Origin of the sequence: Microcella putealis (genome assembly GCF_004216575.1) — a bacterium.
GTDB lineage: Bacteria > Actinomycetota > Actinomycetes > Actinomycetales > Microbacteriaceae > Microcella > Microcella putealis.
Map to the genome: position 1 here is coordinate 819,707 of NZ_SGWW01000001.1, position 19,811 is coordinate 839,517.

Below are 19,811 nucleotides of genomic sequence, written 5' to 3' on the forward strand. Positions count from 1 at the left end.
CGCGCGCTGTCGGCGGATACCGGCGCGAGCATCCCGCAGCCCCGCCAGTCTACGAGCCGTTACCCGCCCGCTGAACCGCGTCGCATGCCGCGGCGGGCATGGTTACGCGGCGTCGATGACGACGGGGCGTCCCGCGAGGCGCACCGCGACCCGCTCACCCGCCTCGACATGCTCGCCCGCAGCGTGCTGCACCACCAGCTCGAGGCCATCATCGAGTCGCACCCGCGTGCGACGAAGCGAGCCGAGAAACGAGGTGCTGACCACCGCCGCACTCGTTGCCCGCGGGTCGTCGCCGGGCACGATCAGCACATCTTCGGGGCGCACCAGGGCGACACCCGAGCCAGCGGGCGCGTCGGCGCTCACCAGCGGCAGGGTGGTGCCCAGCACGGTCGCGACCTCGCCCTGAACCACGGCGGGCACGCGGTTGCTGAGCCCCACGAAGTCGGCGACGAACGCGCTCGCGGGGCGCGAGTAGAGCTCCTCGGGCGTGCCGATCTGTTCGATTCGCCCCGCGCGCATCACGGCAACGCGGTCGGCGACGGCGAGCGCCTCCTCCTGGTCGTGTGTCACGAACAGCGTCGTGATTCCGAGTTCGGTCTGGATGCGCCGAATTTCGTCCCGCAGCCCCACGCGCACTTTCGCGTCGAGCGCGCTGAGCGGCTCGTCGAGCAGCAGCACTCGCGGTTCGGTGACGAGTGCTCGGGCCAGCGCGACGCGCTGCTGCTGACCGCCCGAGAGCTGGTGGGCGAAGCGGTCGGCGTGATGGTCGAGGCCGACCATGTTGAGCATCTGGGTGGCGCGACGGCGACGCTCGGAGGCTTCGACCTTGCGCATCCGGAGACCGAATTCGACGTTCTCGAGCACCGTCAGGTGTGGAAACAGCGAGTACGACTGAAACACCATGCCGATGTCGCGACGGTTCGTGGGCACATCGACCACGTCGCGGCCGTCGATCAGGATGTGGCCGTCGTCGGCCGACTCGAGCCCGGCGAGCACGCGCAGCGCCGTCGTCTTGCCGCAGCCCGACGGGCCGAGCAGCGCGACGAACTCGCCGGGGGCGAGCTCGAGCGATACGCCGTCGAGGGCCGTGAGACCCGGAAACTGCTTGACGACGCCGACCAGCGCAACGGGCGCCGAGGTGCGGGTCTCCGCCGCTGGCGCGGGGGTGGGGGCGGGGGTGGTCATGAGGTCCTTCCGAGGCGACCGCGCCCGATACGGCCGATGACGATCAGCAGTATGAACGCGAACAGCAGGGCGAGCAGGGCGAAGATGACGGCGATGAACGCGTCGGCCTTCGAGGCGACGACGAGGGCCGTCTGCAGGGTGGTGCGACTGAGCAGCGAGGCGATCGTGAACTCGCCGAGCACCACGGCGACCGAGATGAAGGCGCCGGCGAGCAGGCCGCGTCGCAGGTTCGGCATGAGCACCCGCACGATCACGGTGAGCCAGCCGGCGCCCAGCGAGCGGGCGGCCTCGGTCAGCGTGACGATGTCGATCGCCTCGATGTTCGACTGCACCGCCCGGTAGGCAAAGGGCAGCACGAGGATGCCGTAGGCGAAGGCGAGGGTCCAGGTTCCTGAGCCGAGCATCCGCGAGATCACCTGGTAGACGGGCGCCAGCCCGACGACCAGCACGATCGCCGGAATGCTGATCGGCAACAGACACACGAACTCGAGCACGCGCTGCAGCTGCGGAAAACGCAGCGCCACGAGAATCATGGTGGGCACGAGCAGCGCCAGCATGATCGCGACCGTCACGAGGGCGAGCACGAGCGAGTTCTGCACGCCCTGCCACACCGGCGCGTACGCGGGGCCGAGCTGCCCCGTGAAGACGGTGACCCAGCGACTCAGGTCGTAGCCACCGTCGAGCCCGCGACGCATCGTGAATTCGACCATCGCGACGATCGGAATTGCGAAGATCGCACCGACGATCGCCAGAATCAGGATGCGCGTGGCGCGGCGCGGCGCGATGCTCGCGACCGGCGCGCTCATCGCTGCCACCGGGCCGCGCGGCGCTGCACCAGGGCGTACAGGCCCATCACGATGGCCATGACGACGATCATGCCGAGCGCCAGGGCGCCGGCCAGGTTTTCGCGGCCGAGCACCGTCTCGCTCGTGAGGGCGGCCCGGATCTGCAGCGGCACGATCGACTGGCCCTGGCTGGTGAGGGCGGCAGCCGTCGCATACGAGCTGAAGGCGTTGGCGAACAGCAGCAGCAGCGAGCCAATGAACGAGGGGGCGAGCACCGGCAGCCCGATGCGCCACCAGAACGTCGCCCGCGTGCCACCCAGGGTCGCGTTGGCCTCGGCCCACTGGGTCTTGAGCCCCTCAAGCGCGGGCAGGAACACGATGATCATCAGCGGCACCTGGAAGTAGAGGTACGGCAGGATCAGCCCGGGCGCCTCGTAGAGCCACACGCCGTCGGCAAAGATGTCGATGCCCAGGCTGTCGCGCAGCAGCACGGTCACGAAACCTTGAATGCCGATCGTCGCGACGAACGCGAAGGCCAGCATGACGCCGCCGAACTGGGCGAGAACGCCCGAGATGGCGTCGACGGTGGAGCGCAGCGGGCCGTCGGAGCGCACGCCGATGAGCGCGTAACAGACGAAGGCGCCGAGCACGGCCCCGCCCAACGCGGTGATGGCCGACAGCCACAGCGTCGTGCCGAAGGTGCGCAGAATGAGCGGATCGCCGAGAGCCGCCACGGTGTCGAGCGTGAGGGAGCCGTCGCTCGCAACAAAGCCCGACCACACGGCGAGCGCCGTCGGCAGGGCGAGAAACAGAGCGACGTAGACCGAGAAGGGGGCGAGCCCCCAGGCGGCGCGTCGTCGAGCTCGGGCTCCGGACGCGCGGGTCGACCCCCGACGCGGTGTGCGTCGGGGGTCGACCGCGGGTGCGACCGGGGCCGCGAGCGTGCTACTGGACAGCGGTCGCCCAACGCTCACCGAGCAGCGTCGCGGCGGCCGCACTCTGCTCAGCCGACGGCACGACCGTGTCGGCCGGCGCCTCGGGCAACGCGGCATACAGCGCCTCGTCGATCTCGCCGGCCTCGACCATGGCCTGCTCGAGCGCGGGTCGAGCCCCACCCTTCAGCCACAGGTTCTGCACCTCGGGCGAGTAGAGGAACTCTTGCCACAGTCGGGCGGCCGCCGGGTTCGGGGCGTCCTTGTTGATGGCCTGGTTGTAGTAGCCCGCGTAGCCGGTGCCGTCGAAGACCACGACCTCCCAGTTGCGCTGGCCGTCGAGGTCGGCGGCGTACCCGCTGTTCAGGTAGTCCCAGTCGAAGACGACCGGAGTCTCGCCCGAGGCGACGGTCGCGGGCGTCGGGTCGATCTTGATGAAGTTGCCGACCGCGTTGAGCTCTTCGAAGAAGTCGATGCCGGCCTGGAAGTCGTCGAGCTGGCCGCCGTTCTGCACGGTCGCCATGCCGACGGCGGCGAAAGCCGCGCCCGCCTGCGTCGGGTCACCGTTGATGGCGACCTTGCCGCGGTACTCCTCGCCGAGCAGGTCCTCAAGGCTCGTGGGGGCCGGAACCGCGTCGGGGTCGTAGCCGACCGCCATGTACCCGCCGTAGTCGGCCCAGAACAGGCCGTCGGGGTGCTTCAGCTCGGCGGGAATGTCGTCCCACCGCTCGACAAAGTACGGAGCGAAGTAGTCGGTGCTCTCGAGAGCCACGGCGAGGCCGAGGTCGAAGACATCGGGGGCCGTGTCTTGCCCGCGTAGGTTCTCGGCGGCCTGGATTTCTTCGGCGCTCGAGGCGTCAGGCGAGGCCTCGTTGATGGTGATCTCGGGGTAACGCTCGGCGAAAAGATCGAGAATCTCGCCGTAGTTCGCCCAGTCGCGCGGCAGCGCGATGACGTTCAACTGACCCTCGGCCTTCGCCGCCTCTTCGAGTGCCTCGAACGAGCCGAAGTCTTCGAGGCTCGTGGCAGCAGCCGCGTCGACGCCCGAGGCGGCACCGTCGGTGCCCGCGTCGGTCGCGCACGCGCTGAGCGTGAGTGCGGCAGCGGCGACAAGCGCCACGCCAGCCATGGTGCGAGTGGTGTTCAACAGATCCTCCGGTGGGGGTGTGCCCGCCGCGGCGCGCCGGGTGGCGCGTCACAAACGCAGCGGATGTGCTGAACGTAAAAGCGTTTCGTGTCCGTATTCCGCCGCGCAGGTGAACGTGCGACGAACGGCGTGCGACGTCGCCGGTCGGCACTAGCGTGAGCGGAATGGAACGGCTCAGCATCAGCGAGGCGAGGCGGCTGGCACTGGCCGCGCAGGGGTTCGGGCGCGCGCATCCTGCAGCGTCGTCGGAAGGCGGGGTGTCGACACGCGCGCTGACCGCCGCCGTCGACCGCCTCAAGGTGCTGCAGCTCGACAGCGTGAACGTTTTCGCCCGCTCGCACTACCTGCCGCTGTTCGCCCGGCTCGGCGCGTACGACCCCGCCGCGCTCGACCGGCAGCTGTTCGCGCGGCGCGGCCGCTACCTCGAGTACTGGGCACACGAGGCGGCGCTCATTCGCCGCGACGACTGGCCGCTCTGGCACTGGAAGCGTGAGGCGCTGCGCGAGAAGTACCACGCGCGTGATCAGTGGGTGCGCGACAACCCGCAGATGATGCGCTGGCTGCTCGACGAGCTGGCGGCGAACGGCCCCATGACCGTCAGCGACGTCGAGCACGACGCCGCCGTGCGCCGCGGCCCGTGGTGGGGCTGGAGCGACGTGAAGCTCGGCCTCGAGTACCTGTTCGCCTTCGGCGACGTCGTCAGCGGCGGCCGCCGCGGCTTCTCGCGCGTGTACGCACTGCCCGAGCACGTCGGCCTCGCCGAACTGCACGGCGTCGGGGTGCCGCGGGCCGACGCCGAACGCGAACTCGTGCGCCGCAGCATCGAGGCTCTCGGCATCGGCACGGTTGCCGACATCGCCGACTACCACCGGCTGAAGGTCGCGCCCACGCAGGCGGCACTGCGCGACCTCGCCGACGCGGGTCTCGTCGAGCAGGTCACCGTCGACGGCTGGATGCGCGGCTCACGCCCCGACACCGTCTACCGCTATCGGGGCACCCGCCTCCCCCGCCGCATCGACGCCGTCGCCCTGCTGTCACCGTTCGACCCCGTCGTGTGGTTTCGGCCGCGCACCGAGCGACTGTTCGACTTCCACTACCGCATCGAGATCTACACGCCCGCGCCGAAGCGGCAGTACGGCTACTACTCGCTGCCCGTGCTCATCGACGACGCGCTGGTCGGCCGCATCGACCTCAAGAGCGACCGTCAGGCGGGGGTGCTCCGCGTCCAGTCGGCCTGGACGGAGGACGGGGTGAACCCCGGCTGGATGGCCGAGCGAGTCGCCCCCGTGCTCGCTCGGGCGGCCGCGTGGCGGGGGCTCGGCGGCGTCAGCGTCGGCGAGCGAGGCAGCGCGATCGACGCGATGCGCGCATCCGTCGCCCGCGAGGGCTAGCGACGCGTCAGCGCGCGACCCGACGCTGATGCGCGGCGCGCGCCCTAGAAGCGGCTCGAGTTTTCGATGAGCCGCTTCACGCGCGCCGGGATCGGCGGGTGGCTGGCGAACATGCGGTCTATGACCCCCGGCTTCATGGGGTCGCTGATCCACAGGTGCGCCATGGTCGAGTTCTGCCGTTTCATCGGCCGGGCGTAGTCGCCGAGCTTCTGCAGCGCGCTCGCGAGCGCCTCGGGGTCGCGGGTGGTAAGTGCGCCGGTCGCGTCGGCCAGGTACTCGCGCTGACGCGACACGGCGGCCTGGATGGCGGCGGCCGTCAGCGGCGCGATGATCATGGCGGCAAGACCCAGCACGAGCACGACGATGTTGCCGCCGTTGTTGTTGCGGCCACCGCCGAAGAACGCCATGCGTAGCAGGATGTCGGTAAGGAATCCGACGAACACGACGAGGCCGAACACGATCGTCGAGACGCGGATGTCGTAGTTCTTGACGTGCCCGATCTCGTGGGCCATGACGCCGGCGAGCTCGCGGTCGGTCATGATCTCCATCAGCCCGGTGGTCGCGGCGACGGAGGCGTGCTGGGGGTCGCGCCCCGTTGCGAACGCGTTCGGGGCGGGGTCGTCGACGATGTAGACCTTCGGCATCGGCAGGCCCTCGGTGATCGCGAGGTTTTCGACGATGCGGTACAGCCGGGGGTTATCGGCCTTCTGGATCTGCCGGGCACCCGACATGGCGAGCGCCTGTGAGCCAGACGAGTAGTACTGGATCAGCACGTAGATTGTGGCACCGATGAGGGCGCCGATCGTGATCGTGAAGCCGCTGCGGTACGCGAGGTCAAACAGAAACGCGATGCCCGCGATGAAGATCACGAACAGCACGATGATGAGCACCGTTTTGCGCTTGTTGGCAGCGATAGCGCTGTACACGGGTCAGCCCTCCTGGCTGGCAGACGCGGACAATGCCGCGGACAGACTGAACGAAACGGCCCGGTGGATCAGAACTGCACCCGGGGCGGCTCAGCGATCGCGGCGGCGTCGGCGACCTCGAAGAAGTCGCGCTCGGTGAAGCCGAGGCCCCGCACGAACAGCGTGTTCGGGAACTGCTTGATCTTGACGTTCAGCTCACGCACTCCGCCGTTGTAGAAGCGGCGCGACGCCTGAATCTTGTCCTCGGTGTCGACGAGCTCGCCCTGCAGCTGCAGGAAGTTCTGGCTCGCCTGCAGCTGCGGGTACGCCTCGGCGACGGCGAAGATGCTCTTCAGTGCCGACTGCATGTGGTTCTCGGCGACGCTCGCCTCGGCGGGGCTGCCGGCGCTCAGCGTCTCGGCGCGCGCCTTCGTGACGCTTTCGAACACCTGCTTCTCGTGCGCGGCGTAGCCCTTGACCGCCTCGATGAGGTTCGGCAGCAGGTCAGCGCGGCGCTTGAGCTGCACGGTGATGTCGCTCCACGCCTCGTCGACGCGCACGTTGAGGGTGACGAGCGAGTTGTAGGTCGCCCAGAGGTAGATGCCCGCGATGATCGCGAGAACCACGATGACGCCAACGATGATGAGGAATTCCATGCGGTCAGCATAGGGCGCGACCCGCCGGGGCGACAGGGTGCGCCCTATACGCCGGCTGTGCGCCGCGCGCCGCAGAGCCCGCCGCTTCGGGAATGCTGAAAGAATCGTCATGCTCCCGGATCGAGGCGAGAGGGGAACAGATGCGGTCTGCCCGGCGCCGTCATGGCGCCCGCTGGCGACCGTCTCGGATGCTCGCCCTTGTTCTCGCACCGCTCGCGATCGCGACCGGTTTCGTTGCCGCCGGCCCCGCGCATCCCGCCGCCGCGGCCGTGAGCTGGCAGCTCGCCGACGATGCCTTCATTGGCGAGAACGTGGTGACCCTGCGGGGCACGAAAGACGCCGGCAGCACCCTCGAGATTCGGCGCGCCAACGCCAGCGGCGTCGTCTGCCGCATTGACGACGCGGCCGCAACGTCGTGGAGCTGCCCACCCCTGCAGGTACCCAACGGCGTTAACCAGTTCGTCGGCACCGAAACGCTCGACGACAACTCGACCGAGCCTCTGCCGAGCCTGCGGCTGCGCGTGCTCGGGCCGCCCACCGTCAGCTCGGGCGGCAGCGGCCGCATCGTCACCGCCGGCCGGATCACGGGCCAGGGGCAGCCGGGTGCGCGCGTGCAGGTGCAAACCCTCGGCGCGAACGGGCAGGTGACGCACGCGTGTCCCGACGTCTTGCCGGACGGGTTTTGGTCGTGCGCGCTGTCGGCAAACAACGCGCCCACCGGCGAGTACACGGTGCGGGCGCGTCAGAGCCTGCCGTCGCTCGGGCCCGAGTTCTCGGTCTTCAGCGGAGCCGTCCCGATGACGCTCGACCGCGATGCACCCTCGTCCCCCACCGTCACGAGCCCGACGGCGGGGCAGGTGCTGAGCGAGCCCAGCGTCGTCGTGAGCGGGCGGGGCGAAGCCGGGGCGGGCATCCAGGTCTTCGTCGACGGTGAGCAACGCTGCCAAACGGGCACGAGCTCGACCGGCGACTGGGAGTGCGGCATCGCGTTTGATGGCCCGGGCGACTGGACGATCCAGGCCCTCCAGCGCGACGTGGCGGGCAACTTCAGCGCGCCCTCCCCTCGCTTCACCGTGACGGTGTCGGGCGGCCCCAGCGGTCCGCCTCCGGCGGAACCCGGCACGCCCGGCGCCGCACCGACCCCGGGCGGCACGGCGACGCCGTCGCCGCTGCCACAGCCGCCAAGCGAAAGCCCGACGCCCGGCGACACCCCAACGCCCAGCCCCACCCCACCCGATGGCGACGGTGGGGACCCGGGCGTTCCCCCCGAGTTCTCCGATGAGCCGATCGGCGACCCGACCGCAACCACGTGGGGCACCCCCACGACCTTTGGCGCGTCGTTGCCGACCGCGCGCGAGGTGTGGGTGAGCGGCGGGTGGGTCGTCGGCCTGCTCGTTGGCCTCGGCTACCTGCTGCTCGTCGCCCTCCCGATGCGCCTCGCCACCCGGGCCGCCCTGCCGCGACTGCTGCCCGCCGGATTCCGTCTCACCGGGCGCAACAATCGGGCCGCGACGGACGATGACGAGCCGGTACTACCGCCGTGGGTCGTCGGTGCCGCGGTGTTTGGTGGTGCGATTCTCGTCGCCGCGCTGGCCGGCGGCATCGCGTTCGAGGTGCGCTACGTGCGCCTCATGGCCGCAATTGGGCTCGGGCTGCTGCTGCTCAATCTGCTGGCCGTCGTGGTGCCGGCGCGACTCACGGGGGTCGCCACCCGCGCGGTCGTGACCGAGCGATTTCTTCCGTCCATGCTCATCGCCGCGACGCTCGCCGCGCTGCTGTCGCGGGTTGCCGAGCTGCGGCCGCCGATCGTCGTGGGGGTGCTCGTCGCCACGACGATCGTGGGCGCGGTGCCGCGCGCGGCGCGGGCCGGCGTCGCGATCGCGCAGACCACCGGCGTCGCGTTGCTCGCCCTGATCGGGTGGGCGCTGCACGATGTGCTCACGCCAGCGACCGGCTTCTGGGCCAACTTCGCGGCCGAGACAGCCGCGGCCGTCGCGCTGGGGGGCTTCGGCTCGATCGTGCTGCTGCTGCTGCCGGTGGGGCCGTTCCCGGGGCGGGCTCTGTACGCCGTGTCGCGCGTAGGCTGGGCGGTCGTGACGGTGATCACGGCCGCGATCGGCGCGGCGATTGCCGTCTCGGGTGAGCAGTTCCCGGTCGTGCCACTGTTCGGGGTCGCCGCGGCCTTCGCCGCCATCAGCGCAGCCGCGTTCGCGTGGACCCGCTGGGTGGAGCCGAACCTGCGGTAGCGCGGGCCGTATCAGCGCCACGCGTCTGGTGGTACCCGACAGGGACTCGAACCCCGTGGCGCGTATCAGCGCCACCCGTGTCGTCGTACCCCGACTGGGACTCGAACCCAGACTGAAGCGATTTTAAGTCGCCTGCCTCTGCCATTGGGCTACCGGGGCGCGCCCCCAGCCTAGAGCGATGCGGGCGCTGCGGCGCCTCGAGCGCCCTACGCCTTGGGGCGCGACGCGAACTCTTGGAAGTACTGCTGGGGCTGTTCGCGCGCGGCAAGCGTCACGTTGTCGCGGCCGAGCAGTAGGTTCCAGAGCCAGCCGTTGACGACGCGAATCTTGCGCTCCCACATGGGGATCGCGAGGCCGTGATAGCCGCGGTGCGCGACCCAGGCGGGGAAGCCCTTGATGGCGATCTTGCCCGACTGGAAGACGCCGTAGCCGAGGCCGAGACCCGCAACGGCGCCCAGGTTCTTGTGCACGTAGTCTTTGGGCTCTTCGCCGCGCAGCACCGCGACGAGGTTCTTGGCGAGGCGCTTGCCCTGGCGCACGGCGTGCTGGGCGTTCGGCACGCAGAACCCGCCGACGCCACCCCCCGTGAGGTCGGGCACGGCCGACACGTCGCCGGCCGTCCAGGCGCCCTCGACGATCTCGCCGGCCTCGGTGACGACGCGCAGGTCAGCGCGGGCACGCAGGCGGCCGCGCTCTTCGACCGGGAGGTCGGTGAAGCGCACGACGGGGTTCGCCATGACGCCGGCTGTCCAGATGATGAGGTCGCTCTCGAAGCTCTCGCCGGTCGACAGCTCGATCACGCCGTCGACGGCGCTCGTCAGCTGCGTGTCGAGGTGCACGGTCGCGGCACGCTGCGCGAGGTTCTTGAGCACCCACTTGCTGGTCTCGAGCGACACCTCGGGCATGATGCGGCCCATCGCCTCGATGAGGTGGAAGTGGGTGTCGTCGATCGTGAGTTGCGGATAGTCCTTGAGCAGCGCGCTCGCGAGGGCGCGCAGCTCGGCGAAGGTCTCGATGCCCGCGAAGCCGCCACCGACGACGACGACGGTGAGCAGGCGGTCGCGCTCGGGGCCCGCCGGCAGGTTCGCCGCGCGGTGGAAGTTGTCGATGAGGCGGTCGCGCACGGCCACGGCCTCTTCGATCGACTTCATGCCGATCGCGTTGTCGGCAACGCCGGGGATGGGGAAGGTGCGCGACACCGAGCCGGCGGTGACGACGACGTGGTCGTATTCAAGCTCGTACGACTCGCCCACCTCGGGCTCGACCGTCACGGTGCGGGCAGCGTGGTTGACACCCGTGACCTTCGCCGTGATGACGCGAGTCTTCGAGAGGTGACGGCGCAGCGACACCACCGAGTGGCGCGGCTCGATTTGGCCGGCAGCAACCTCGGGCAGGAACGGCTGATACGTCATGTAGGGAAGCGGGTCGATGACGACGACCTCTGCCTCGCCCCGGCTGAGGTGCTTCTCAAGCTTGAGGGCGGTGTAGAAACCGGCGTAGCCTCCACCGACGATCACGATTCTGGGCACGACTAACGTCTCCTTGGGTGGTGAGGGAACCCGCCTAATCTACTGCCTTCGTGTGCGCCTGACGAACCCCGCCGCCGTCAGCACCAGCGCGGCGAGCGCCGTGACCACGACGAGGGCGCCGAGCATCAGCTCCGGAATGCGCGGCGAGGCGAGCCGCCACGCTCCATCGAAGGTGCTGGCGGCGTCTCCGCCGCTCGCCGTCCGCGCGATCGGCGAGCGCGCATCCTGGCCCACGACGCTCGGGGCGTCCGCGTCCGCGCGGCGGTTCACGGTGACCCACTCGGCGAGCGATCCGAGGGGGTTCGCGTCGACGCGCGCGACGTCCGCGACGACGGCGGCCCGCGCATCCACGAGGCCGTAGCCGTAGAGCGGATCGGGCGTCGTCGCGGTGACGGGGCGCGCGGTCGCGAGGATCCGCTGGATGACGTTCGCCGCATCCATATCGGGATGCGCGGAGCGGACGAGCGCGGCGATGCCGGCGACGATGGGGGTGGCGCCGCTCGTGCCCTGCCAGATGACGTAGCCGCCCCCGGGGACCGCGCCGACGAGCTGCTCGCTGGGCGCCATGACGCCGATCGTGATGCCTTGCGACGACGCCTCGTCGCTGGCACGGCCCGCGCGGTCAACTCCGCCGACGACCAGCACGCCGGGCATGGTTGCCGGGGCGCCGACCTGCTCGGTGCCGCTGCCCCGGTTGCCCGCCGCGGCGATGACGAGCACGTCGTTCTGCTCGGCGTAGCCGAACGCGTCGTCCCACGTTTCGGGCCACTCGACGGTGTTGCGCGTGAGCGAGAGCGAGATGATGTCGGCCCCGCGGTCGACCGCCCAGCGCACGGCATCGGCGATCTGATCATCGCCGCTGCGCTCGGAGGCGACACCAAATGCGAGCGACACGGTCAGGATGTCGGCCTCGGGGGCGGCGCCCAGCACTCCCCCGCCGGGCCCGACGCCACGACCGGCGGCGAGGCTCGCCACGCGCGTGCCGTGATCACTGCCGACCCCAACCGGCTGCGTTCCGTCGGCCGATCCGAGCCCGCTGACGTCGGTGCCGCCCACGACGGCGCCGACCAGGTCGGGGTGGGCGTCGTCGACACCCGAGTCGATGATCGCGATCGTGACGCCTTCGCCGCGGGTTACCTGCCAGGCCTGGCGAATGCCGTACTCGTCGAGCCAATACTCGCGATTCTGGATGCTCGCGGCCGCGGCCGGCGCGTCGGTCACGCTCGCGACGGCGCCGGTCAGCGCCGCCCCGGCAAGGAGGGCGAGTGCGGCGACGGCCGCTACGCGCCGCGCTGATCGGGCGCGCACGCGCACACCTCGGGGCTCCACGAGCAGGCGGCGAGTGCGAGGTCGCCGATCGGGTTCACGCCGGGCCCCGCCGCGAGGCTGTGGCCGATGAGGGCGTGCAGGCACTTGACGCGGGTCGGCATGCCGCCCGCCGAGTAGCCGGCGACCTCGTCGACGACGAGGATGCCCTCGCGGTCGGCGAGGTACTGCTCGTGCGCCGCGCGGTACTGCTCGGCGAGGTCAGGCTCGTCGAGCAGGCGCTGGGAGTATTCGGCCATGATGCCGCTCGCCTCGAGCGTCGACGCCGCCGCGGTCGCCGCGGGGTGGCTCACGTAGTACAGGGTCGGAAACGGCGTGCCCGTGCTGAGGCGGGGTTGCGTCGCCACGACCGTCGGCGCGCCACACACGCAGCGCGCGGCGATGCCGATGACGTCGCGCGCGGGGCGCCCGAGCTGCGCCGAGACGATCTCGACGTCGCGCTCGCTGAACGGGTCGAACGGCGGGCGGCTCACGGGGCACCGCCCTCGCCCGTCGCGGGGGCGACGAGCTCGTCGGCCGGGCGGTCGGTGAGCGCGGCGGTCATGGCGCTCAACAGCACGGCCTGGCTCCAGTCCACACGGGTCTCTTGAATCTCGTCACTGATCGGCTGGGTCGGGTCAAGCTCGATGGTCTGCCCGTCGTCGATCACGAGGTAGCTGATGTCGCCGGGGTACACGTACAGCAGCCGGTCGCGGGCCTGCGCCTCGATGAAGGCCGGGTCCTGCCAGCGATCGATCTCGATCTCGAGCCCGTCGACGAGCGCCTGCTGCTCGGCGACCCGCTGCTCGAGCGCCGCGAGTTCTTGCCGCTGCTCGACGAGCACGCGCAGGCTCGGGGCGAGCACGACGAGGGCGCCGACGATGAGAATGAGCACCGTCACCGTCAGCCCCGACATCTGCAAATTGCGAAACCACGGGCTCTGCGCGGGCGCGTCGTCGGGCATCGCGACGGGGATGCTCGGGGTACGTCGCGCCATACGGCCAGCTTACGGCGCACCGTCCTCGGGCCTGAGCCGACACCCGGCGGCCGAGACGGCCACCGGCGCGGGTGCCCCGGGGCCAGAAATGGCCCCGGGCCCGCGTTTCCCGGCTACGCCGTGAAGCGCGGGAACGCACTCCGCGCAGCGTACACCGCGGCCTCGCCCAGCTCTTCCTCGATGCGCAGCAGCTGGTTGTACTTCGCGACGCGCTCGCTGCGGGCGGGCGCACCGGTCTTGATCTGGCCACAGTTGGTCGCCACCGCGAGGTCGGCAATCGTCGTGTCTTCGGTCTCGCCCGAGCGGTGCGAGAGCACGGCGGTGTAACCGCTGCGCTGTGCGAGCGCAACGGCGTCGAGCGTCTCGGTGAGCGTGCCGATCTGGTTGACCTTGACGAGCAGCGAGTTCGCGGTGCCGCGCGCGATTCCGTCGCCCAGGCGGGCGGGGTTCGTCACGAACAGGTCGTCGCCGACGATCTGGGTACGCGAGCCGATCGAGCTGGTGAGCGAAGCCCAGCCGTCCCAGTCGTCCTCCGACAGCGGGTCTTCGATCGTGACGAGGGGGTACGCGTCGAGCAGCTCGCCGTAGAACGCCGACATCTGCTCGGCCGAACGCTCGCTGCCCTCAAAGCGGTACACGCCGTTCTCGAAGAACTCGGTGGCGGCAACGTCGAGGCCGAGCGCGATGTCGGTGCCGGCGCGGAAGCCGGCCTTCTCGATGGCGGCGACGAGGAAGTCAAGCGCGGCCTTCGTACCGGCGAGGTCGGGGGCGAATCCACCCTCGTCGCCGAGGCCGGTGGCAAAGCCGCCCGCCTTCAGCTCGCCCTTGAGGGCGTGGTAGGTCTCAGCACCCCAGCGCAGCGCCTCGGTGAAGCTGTCGGCGCCGATGGGCAGAATCATGAACTCCTGCACGTCAACGCCGGTGTCGGCGTGGGCGCCACCGTTGATGACGTTCATCATCGGCACGGGCAGCAGGTGGGCGTTCGGGCCACCGACGTAGCGGAACAGCGGCAGGTCGGCCGAGTCGGCCGCGGCCTTCGCGACGGCGAGCGAGACGCCGAGGATGGCGTTAGCGCCGAGCTTCGACTTGTTGTCGGTGCCGTCGGCGGCCTTCAGCTCGGCGTCGATGAGGCGCTGGTCGCTCGCCTCGAGGCCCTCGATGGCGGGGCCGAGCACGTCAAGCACGGCGTCGACGGCCTTCAGCACGCCCTTGCCGAGGTAACGGCCCTTGTCGCCGTCGCGCAGCTCGTACGCCTCGAAGGCGCCGGTCGATGCGCCGGAGGGAACGGCGGCGCGCGAGACGGTGCCGTCGTCGAGCAACACCTCCACCTCGACGGTCGGGTTGCCACGGGAGTCGAGAATCTCGCGAGCGCCTACGGCCTCGATTGCAGCCACGGAAGGTCTCCTAACGGTGGTGGTGGGGTGTCGGCCCCGAACAGAGCGGAGCCGGCGACCAGCCTACTCGCCGAGCGCGCGCCACTGCAGGGTCGCGGCGTCTCGCTCGCCCGCCCGCACGGTGGCGGAGCGCGTGTAGCCGTCGGCCTCGAGGCGCTCGAGCAGTGCACGCATGTTCTTCGCGCGGGTCACGACGCGCACCCGCTCGCCACCCTCGACGAGGGCACGCTTCAGGCTGATCGTGTCAGCCGGGGCGACGTCTTTGTCGACGATGAGCGCGGAGCCGCCGCGCGCATCCTCGACCGTCGTCACGAGGTCGACGAGGCGCTCGAATCCGAGCGAGAAGCCGCACGCGGCGACGTCGGTGCCGGCGAAGCGGCCGATCATGCCGTCGTAGCGGCCGCCGCCGCCGAGCGAATAGCCGAATTCGGGGTGGGCGACCTCGAAGATGGGGCCCGTGTAGTAGCCCATGCCGCGCACGAGGAACGGGTCGAATGCGAGCGGCACCCCCTCGCCCACCGCGGCGGCGATCTCGGCGAGGTCGCTGACGGCCGTCTCGTCGATTCCGTCGGGCAGCGATGCGCGGATCGCCTCGGCCGTCACGGCCGTCGTCGCGCTCTCACCGGCTTTCGCTGCGACGAGCGCGGGCACCTCGGCGAGGGCCGCCACCGCGGCCTCGGGCATGCCCCGCTCACGCAGTTCGGCGAGCACGCCGTCGACGCCGATCTTGTCGAGCTTGTCGAGGGTGATCAGCACCGCTTCGCCCTCGCCGGCAGGGAACCCGAGGGTGGCGAGCATGCTCGTCAGCAGGCGACGGTCGTTGATGCGAATCGTGCAGCCGGGCACGCCGAGCGCGGCAAGCGCGTCGACGGTGGCGGTGATGAGTTCGATCTCGGCGAAGACTCCGGGCTCGCCGATGATGTCAATGTCGCACTGCACGAACTGGCGGTAGCGGCCCTTCTGCGGGCGCTCGGCGCGCCAGACGGGCGCGATCTGGATGGCACGAAACACGCTCGGCAGCTCGGCGCGGTTGCTGGCGTAGAAGCGGGCAAGCGGCACGGTCAGGTCGAAGCGCAGGCCGAGGTCGGCGAGCTCGAGCGGGGTTGCGGCCGACCGAAGCTCGTCGGTCGTGAGCCCGCGCTTCATCACGGCAAAGGCGAGCTTCTCGTTGTCGCCGCCGAGACCGGCGTGCAGGCGCGACGAGTCTTCCATGACGGGGGTCTCGATCTCGTCGAAGCCGTGACGCCGGTACGTGTCGCGGATCGTCGCGAGCAGCGCCTCGCGGCGTGCCTTGTCGGCGGGCAGGATGTCGCGCATGCCGCGGGGCGGCGTCACGGGCGAAGGCATACCCGCGATTCTTCCATGGGGCGGATGCGCGCCTCGCCGCGCGCGGTCAGCGCGCGCTAGGCGACGGTGGCGGGAATCAGCGCCTCGACGCGCGCACGGTAGCCGTCGATCATGACGTCGCAGGCGGCGGTCGCCGCCTCTTCGTCACCGGTGACGACCAGGTCGAACTGCACGCCGTAGAGCTGGTCGACGAGGGCGCGCGATTCGATGATCGCGTCGTCGTGGGGCACTCCGAGCCGCTCGAGCGCTTCGGCGCCCCATTCGACCCAGCGCTCGTGCACGTCGCGGCCGCCGACGGTCAGCTCGGGGTCGGTGACCTGCAGGAGGGCGGCCTCGAACTCGAGGCGCAACAGGGCGCGGGTGGCCGGGTCGAGGAAGCCGCGCCACGACTCCCGAATCGCGGCAATGTGCGCGTCGAGCGACGGGTCGACCGCGAGCTCGGCGTCGATGACCTGCTGCTGCCGCTGGCCGACCGCACGGATGATGTCGGCGATCAGCTCGGCGCGGGTGCCGAAGTGGTACACGAGCGTGAACGGGCTCACCCCGAGCGCGTCGGCCAGGGTGCGGAAGGTGACCGCGCTGAGCGGCTGGTCGCGCAGGTGTTCAAGGATCTGCGCGAGCAACTCGGGCTTGCGGTTGGGGTCGGTGCGTCTGGCCATGAAATTAGAATAACAAACGTTTGCTATTTGTACGAGTGTTAGGTAAATTCATGGGTGAGCGCAGCACAGACCACTCTGGGGAGGGTGAGAGCGCGTTTATCTGCTGCTGAACTATCGCCCGCATCGCCGCGGGACCATCACCGGGTGGTCGCGTCGGGGGACGCGCGCCACCGGCCGGCGCGAGAGTGAGACACCGGTCTCCGCGCGCCAGGGGGCGTCTCGTCATTCGGGTTGACGGGGCGCCCCTTTGTCATGTGCGCGCGATTCATGACCGGATGCTCGGGGCGCGCCCCACGCATCCGGTCACCTCGATCTGCGCCTACGCCACGCGACTGCCGCGCGGAAGCGTGGCCGCGGGCGTGCGCGTGCGCGCAATCGCCGCGGCGAGCATGCTGGCGCCGAGCACCAAGTGGATCGCGAGGCCCACAAACCAGCTCGGAACACTGCGCTCGTACACCTCGCGAGGAGACTCGTAGTCGTCGGGCGAGAAGGACTGCCCGGTGAAGCCCGAGCGGGCGTCCGCGCACTCGTCGTAGTCTTCCGGCGGTTCGGGCGGCTGCTGTGCCGCGCGGATACCAAACGCGATGGTGCCGAAGAGGTCAACGGGGTTCCCGTAGCGGTCCCACACCGGCGGTGAGGCATCGGCGAGCACGACGTAGGGGTTCGCGGCAAGGAACCCCCACACGGCGTCGGTGCGCGGCACCTCGAACGTCTGCTCCATCGCTTCGCCGCACACGATGGTCGTGTACTCGCCGGTCTCCGGGTCGATCTCACTCGCGGTGTAGTCAATCGGCGTGTACGTGTACGACACGGTCGTCTGCGCCGCCAACGAGCCGAGCCCAAAGGCGATCAGCGTGCCCACGCTGAGGGCGGCCACCACGAGGTAGGTCGTGACGACCGAGAAGAGCGGGCGGGTGATGAGGGCCGAAGCGCCTACGCCAACCGCCGCGACGACGCCGAGCAGCAGCACGAGCACGGCGAGCGAGGCGGCGAGCGTGTCGGGGCGAACGTTTCCGGTGACGACGGTGAACAGCATGGCGGGCAGCGCGGCGGCGAGGAAGGTCAGCGCCACGGTCCACGCGGCCAGGAACTTGCCGAGCACGAGCTGCGTGGTGGTGACCAGGGTGACCTGCGTCGTGGCGAGGGTTCCCGCATCCCGATCGCCGTTGATGGCCGCACCGCTCGTGGCGGGTGTCACCAGCGAGCCGACGAGCAGCACGAAGAAGATCAGGGCCGAGTAGGTGCCCGCGCTGGCGGCGTCGTCGCCGCCGAACGCCGGAAGCGCGAACCAGAGCAGGACCGTCACGGCGCCGACGAGCACGAAGACGACACTGACGAGCACGACCCACGACACCGAGCGGATGCGCTGGCGCAGTTCGAGTTGAACGATCGTGCCGAGAACGGCGAGGCGCGGGTTCATCGCTCGCCTCCCTTCGCGAGGTCGAGGAAGGTCTGTTCGAGGTCGCCGACGGCGGGGCCGTACGCGGCGATCGCGACGCCCGCGGTGACGAGCGCGTGCAGCAGTTCGGCCGCATCCTGTTCGCCGGTGACGTCGACGAGAGTGCCGAGGTGGTCGGTGCCGGTGGCCGGGCGGCCGGCCTGGGTGAGGGCGTCGGCGAGGATCGTGGGGTCGAGCGCGCGGATGCGCCAGCGGCGCGCCGAGGCTTTGGCGCGGTCGACGCTCTCGGCGCTCGCGGTGGCGCCCTGGTCGAGGTAGACGGCGGCATCGCTCATCTCGTCGAGTTCGGCGAGCACGTGGCTCGACAGCAGAACGGCGGTGCCCTCGGCGGCCAGTTCGCGCACGAGCAGGCGAAGGTCGACGCGCGCCGCGGGGTCGAGGCCCGATGCGGGCTCGTCGAGCAGCAGCACGCGGGGGCGGTGCACGAGCGCGCGGGCGAGGCTGAGCTTCTGCTTCTGGCCGCGGCTGAGCACGCGGCTCGGCTGGTCGGCGAGGGCGCCGAGGCCGATGCGGTCGATCAGTTCGCTCGCCCGGGTGCGGGCGTCGGCGGGGCTGAGTTCGTAGAGGCGGGCCGTCGTCTCGATCGACTGCCGCACGGTGAGGCTGCCCCATGAGCCGAGCACGTCGGGCATCCAGCCGGTGACCTGGCGCACGGCGCGGGCGTCGGTGACGGGGTCGTGGCCGTCGATGCGAATCTCGCCGGCGTCGGGCTTCAGCAGGGTGGCCAGCATGAGCAGCAGGGTGGTCTTGCCGCTGCCGTTGGGGCCGATGAGGGCGGTCACCTGCCCGTAGTGGGCCTCGAAGGATGCGTCGCGCACCGCGTGCACGTCGCCGAACGATCGGGCGACGCCGGTGGCGCTGATCGCGGGGGATGCAGTCATGAGCGTCAGTCAAGCATCATTCGGGATGCGCGGGGTGGGTTTTCGATTCCGCCGCGCGGATGCGCTGCTCGACCTCGCGCACCGCCTGACGCAGGGCGCGGTCGGCGTCGAGCCCGCGGGAGCGGGCGTCGACGACGAGCGCGAGCAATTGCTGGCCGAGGGCGTGCTCGTCTGCGGTGGTGGGGTCGACGGCGGGCCTAGCTTCGGTGGGCACCGCGGCCGCGTCGTCGAGGGGCGTGACGCCGAGCCGCTCGGCCCGGCCCAGCACCTTGTCGGCGCGCACGAGCGTCGGCAGGGCTTTCGGCAGACCGTCGAGCGAGGATGCCCGGGCGGGCTTTTCTTGCCGCTTCCAGGTCTCCCAGTTGGCCGACACCTCGTCGGCGGTGTCGGCAACAACGTCGCCGAACACGTGCGGGTGCCGGCCGATCATCTTTTCGGCGCTGACCCGGGCGACATCCTCAATCGTGAACGGCGCCGTCGGGTCAGCCGCGGCGATGTCGGCGTGGAAGAGCACCTGGTAGAGCACGTCGCCGAGCTCTTCGAGCACGTCATCGCGCGTGCCGTTCTCGATCGCGTCGACCAGTTCGTGGCTCTCTTCAATCAGGTACTTTGCGAGGCTCTCGTGCGTCTGCTCGGCGTCCCACGCGCATCCGCCCGGCGCCCGCAGGTGCGCCATGACGGCGATCAGCCGGTCAAGCTCGGGATGGGCCTCGGGGTGCAGGGCGGTGCCTTGGTCGGGAGTGCGGGGCGCGGAGTCGGGGGTCGCCATGCGGCCATCCTGCCAGCCGGCCGCCGGCGCACACGGACGGGCACCTCCGGCGAGAACGTCCATCCCTCGGCTCCCTTCCACAACAGCGGGAAGGCGACGGCGCGTCAGCACCCCGCTGTTGTGGAAGCCGGGGCGGTGGCGGGGCGCGTGTCCGCCAGACCGACGCCTCAAGACGACGCGCCGTCCACGTGAAGCGACGCGCCGGCGGGGTTCGGCGAGCTGTC

18 protein-coding genes and 1 tRNA gene are annotated in these 19,811 nt (G+C 70.5%); 2 read left to right on the forward strand and 17 right to left on the reverse strand.

Translation table 11 applies throughout. The features are described 5' to 3' along the window. Positions 1-102 precede the first annotated feature (102 nt). Genes EV141_RS04010 through EV141_RS04025 form a run of 4 tightly spaced genes read right to left on the reverse strand, consistent with a single transcriptional unit; the run spans position 103 to position 4,031 of the window. Positions 103-1,185: an ABC transporter ATP-binding protein gene (locus EV141_RS04010; protein ID WP_130484653.1), complete on the reverse strand. Its 1,083-nt coding sequence runs from the start codon at positions 1,183-1,185 to the stop codon at positions 103-105. Continuing rightward, the gene (locus EV141_RS04015; RefSeq protein WP_130484654.1) at positions 1,182-1,991 is read right to left on the reverse strand and encodes an ABC transporter permease; all 810 of its coding nucleotides are present in this window, start codon (positions 1,989-1,991) and stop codon (positions 1,182-1,184) included. The genes EV141_RS04010 and EV141_RS04015 overlap by 4 nt, the downstream gene beginning before the upstream one ends. Beyond that, positions 1,988-2,944 (reverse strand): ABC transporter permease, encoded by a 957-nt coding sequence (locus EV141_RS04020; RefSeq protein ID WP_375880240.1) that lies wholly within the window; start codon positions 2,942-2,944, stop codon positions 1,988-1,990. The genes EV141_RS04015 and EV141_RS04020 overlap by 4 nt, the downstream gene beginning before the upstream one ends. Then, positions 2,916-4,031 carry an ABC transporter substrate-binding protein gene (locus EV141_RS04025; protein ID WP_130484656.1) on the reverse strand — a complete coding sequence of 372 codons (1,116 nt, stop codon included), beginning with the start codon at positions 4,029-4,031 and terminating at the stop codon, positions 2,916-2,918. Before EV141_RS04025 ends, EV141_RS04020 begins: the two co-directional genes overlap by 29 nt. Positions 4,032-4,213: 182 nt before the next feature. Here EV141_RS04025 and EV141_RS04030 point away from each other — a divergent pair, with 182 nt between their 5' ends. After that, positions 4,214-5,440 (forward strand): winged helix-turn-helix domain-containing protein, encoded by a 1,227-nt coding sequence (locus tag EV141_RS04030; protein ID WP_130484657.1) that lies wholly within the window; start codon positions 4,214-4,216, stop codon positions 5,438-5,440. Positions 5,441-5,484: 44 nt separating this feature from the next. On the opposite strand, the gene EV141_RS04035 is transcribed toward EV141_RS04030, so the two are convergent. After that, entirely contained in the window at positions 5,485-6,366 is an 882-nt protein-coding gene (locus EV141_RS04035; RefSeq protein ID WP_130484658.1) for a M48 family metalloprotease, read from the reverse strand. A gap of 68 nt (positions 6,367-6,434) precedes the next feature. Continuing rightward, a complete protein-coding gene (locus EV141_RS04040) occupies positions 6,435-7,001 on the reverse strand; it encodes a LemA family protein (protein WP_130484659.1) in 567 nt (188 codons plus the stop codon). Between the two features lie 188 nt (positions 7,002-7,189). On the opposite strand from EV141_RS04040, the gene EV141_RS04045 reads away from it, so the two are divergent. Then, entirely contained in the window at positions 7,190-9,247 is a 2,058-nt protein-coding gene (locus EV141_RS04045; protein ID WP_130484660.1) for an Ig-like domain-containing protein, read from the forward strand. An 86-nt stretch (positions 9,248-9,333) separates the two neighbouring features. On the opposite strand, the gene EV141_RS04050 is transcribed toward EV141_RS04045, so the two are convergent. The 11 genes from EV141_RS04050 to EV141_RS04100 form a co-directional block, all read right to left on the reverse strand. Further along, a tRNA-Leu gene (locus EV141_RS04050) sits at positions 9,334-9,406 on the reverse strand. Positions 9,407-9,453: 47 nt separating this feature from the next. Further along, positions 9,454-10,776 carry an NAD(P)/FAD-dependent oxidoreductase gene (locus EV141_RS04055; protein WP_130484661.1) on the reverse strand — a complete coding sequence of 441 codons (1,323 nt, stop codon included), beginning with the start codon at positions 10,774-10,776 and terminating at the stop codon, positions 9,454-9,456. 39 nt (positions 10,777-10,815) lie between these two features. Further along, entirely contained in the window at positions 10,816-12,084 is a 1,269-nt protein-coding gene (locus tag EV141_RS04060; protein ID WP_130484662.1) for a S8 family peptidase, read from the reverse strand. Continuing rightward, complete coding sequence (locus EV141_RS04065; protein WP_130484663.1) at positions 12,057-12,575, reverse strand: DUF501 domain-containing protein; 519 nt, start codon at positions 12,573-12,575, stop codon at positions 12,057-12,059. The genes EV141_RS04060 and EV141_RS04065 overlap by 28 nt, the downstream gene beginning before the upstream one ends. After that, a complete protein-coding gene (locus tag EV141_RS04070) occupies positions 12,572-13,078 on the reverse strand; it encodes an FtsB family cell division protein (RefSeq protein ID WP_130484664.1) in 507 nt (168 codons plus the stop codon). The genes EV141_RS04065 and EV141_RS04070 overlap by 4 nt, the downstream gene beginning before the upstream one ends. 113 nt (positions 13,079-13,191) lie before the next feature. After that, positions 13,192-14,472, reverse strand: a complete 1,281-nt coding sequence (eno, locus tag EV141_RS04075; RefSeq protein ID WP_130484665.1) for a phosphopyruvate hydratase — start codon at positions 14,470-14,472, stop codon at positions 13,192-13,194. Between the two features lie 63 nt (positions 14,473-14,535). Then, positions 14,536-15,819 carry a histidine--tRNA ligase gene (hisS, locus tag EV141_RS04080; RefSeq protein ID WP_130484666.1) on the reverse strand — a complete coding sequence of 428 codons (1,284 nt, stop codon included), beginning with the start codon at positions 15,817-15,819 and terminating at the stop codon, positions 14,536-14,538. 56 nt (positions 15,820-15,875) lie between these two features. Continuing rightward, entirely contained in the window at positions 15,876-16,478 is a 603-nt protein-coding gene (locus EV141_RS04085) for a TetR/AcrR family transcriptional regulator (RefSeq protein WP_130484667.1), read from the reverse strand. 319 nt (positions 16,479-16,797) lie between these two features. Further along, on the reverse strand, positions 16,798-17,898 hold the full coding sequence (locus tag EV141_RS04090) for an ABC transporter permease (protein WP_130484668.1): 1,101 nt from the start codon (positions 17,896-17,898) through the stop codon (positions 16,798-16,800). Then, positions 17,895-18,818, reverse strand: a complete 924-nt coding sequence (locus EV141_RS04095) for an ABC transporter ATP-binding protein (RefSeq protein WP_130484669.1) — start codon at positions 18,816-18,818, stop codon at positions 17,895-17,897. The genes EV141_RS04090 and EV141_RS04095 overlap by 4 nt, the downstream gene beginning before the upstream one ends. Before the next feature lie 16 nt (positions 18,819-18,834). Then, positions 18,835-19,587 carry a nucleoside triphosphate pyrophosphohydrolase gene (locus tag EV141_RS04100; RefSeq protein WP_130484670.1) on the reverse strand — a complete coding sequence of 251 codons (753 nt, stop codon included), beginning with the start codon at positions 19,585-19,587 and terminating at the stop codon, positions 18,835-18,837. Positions 19,588-19,811 lie beyond the last annotated feature (224 nt).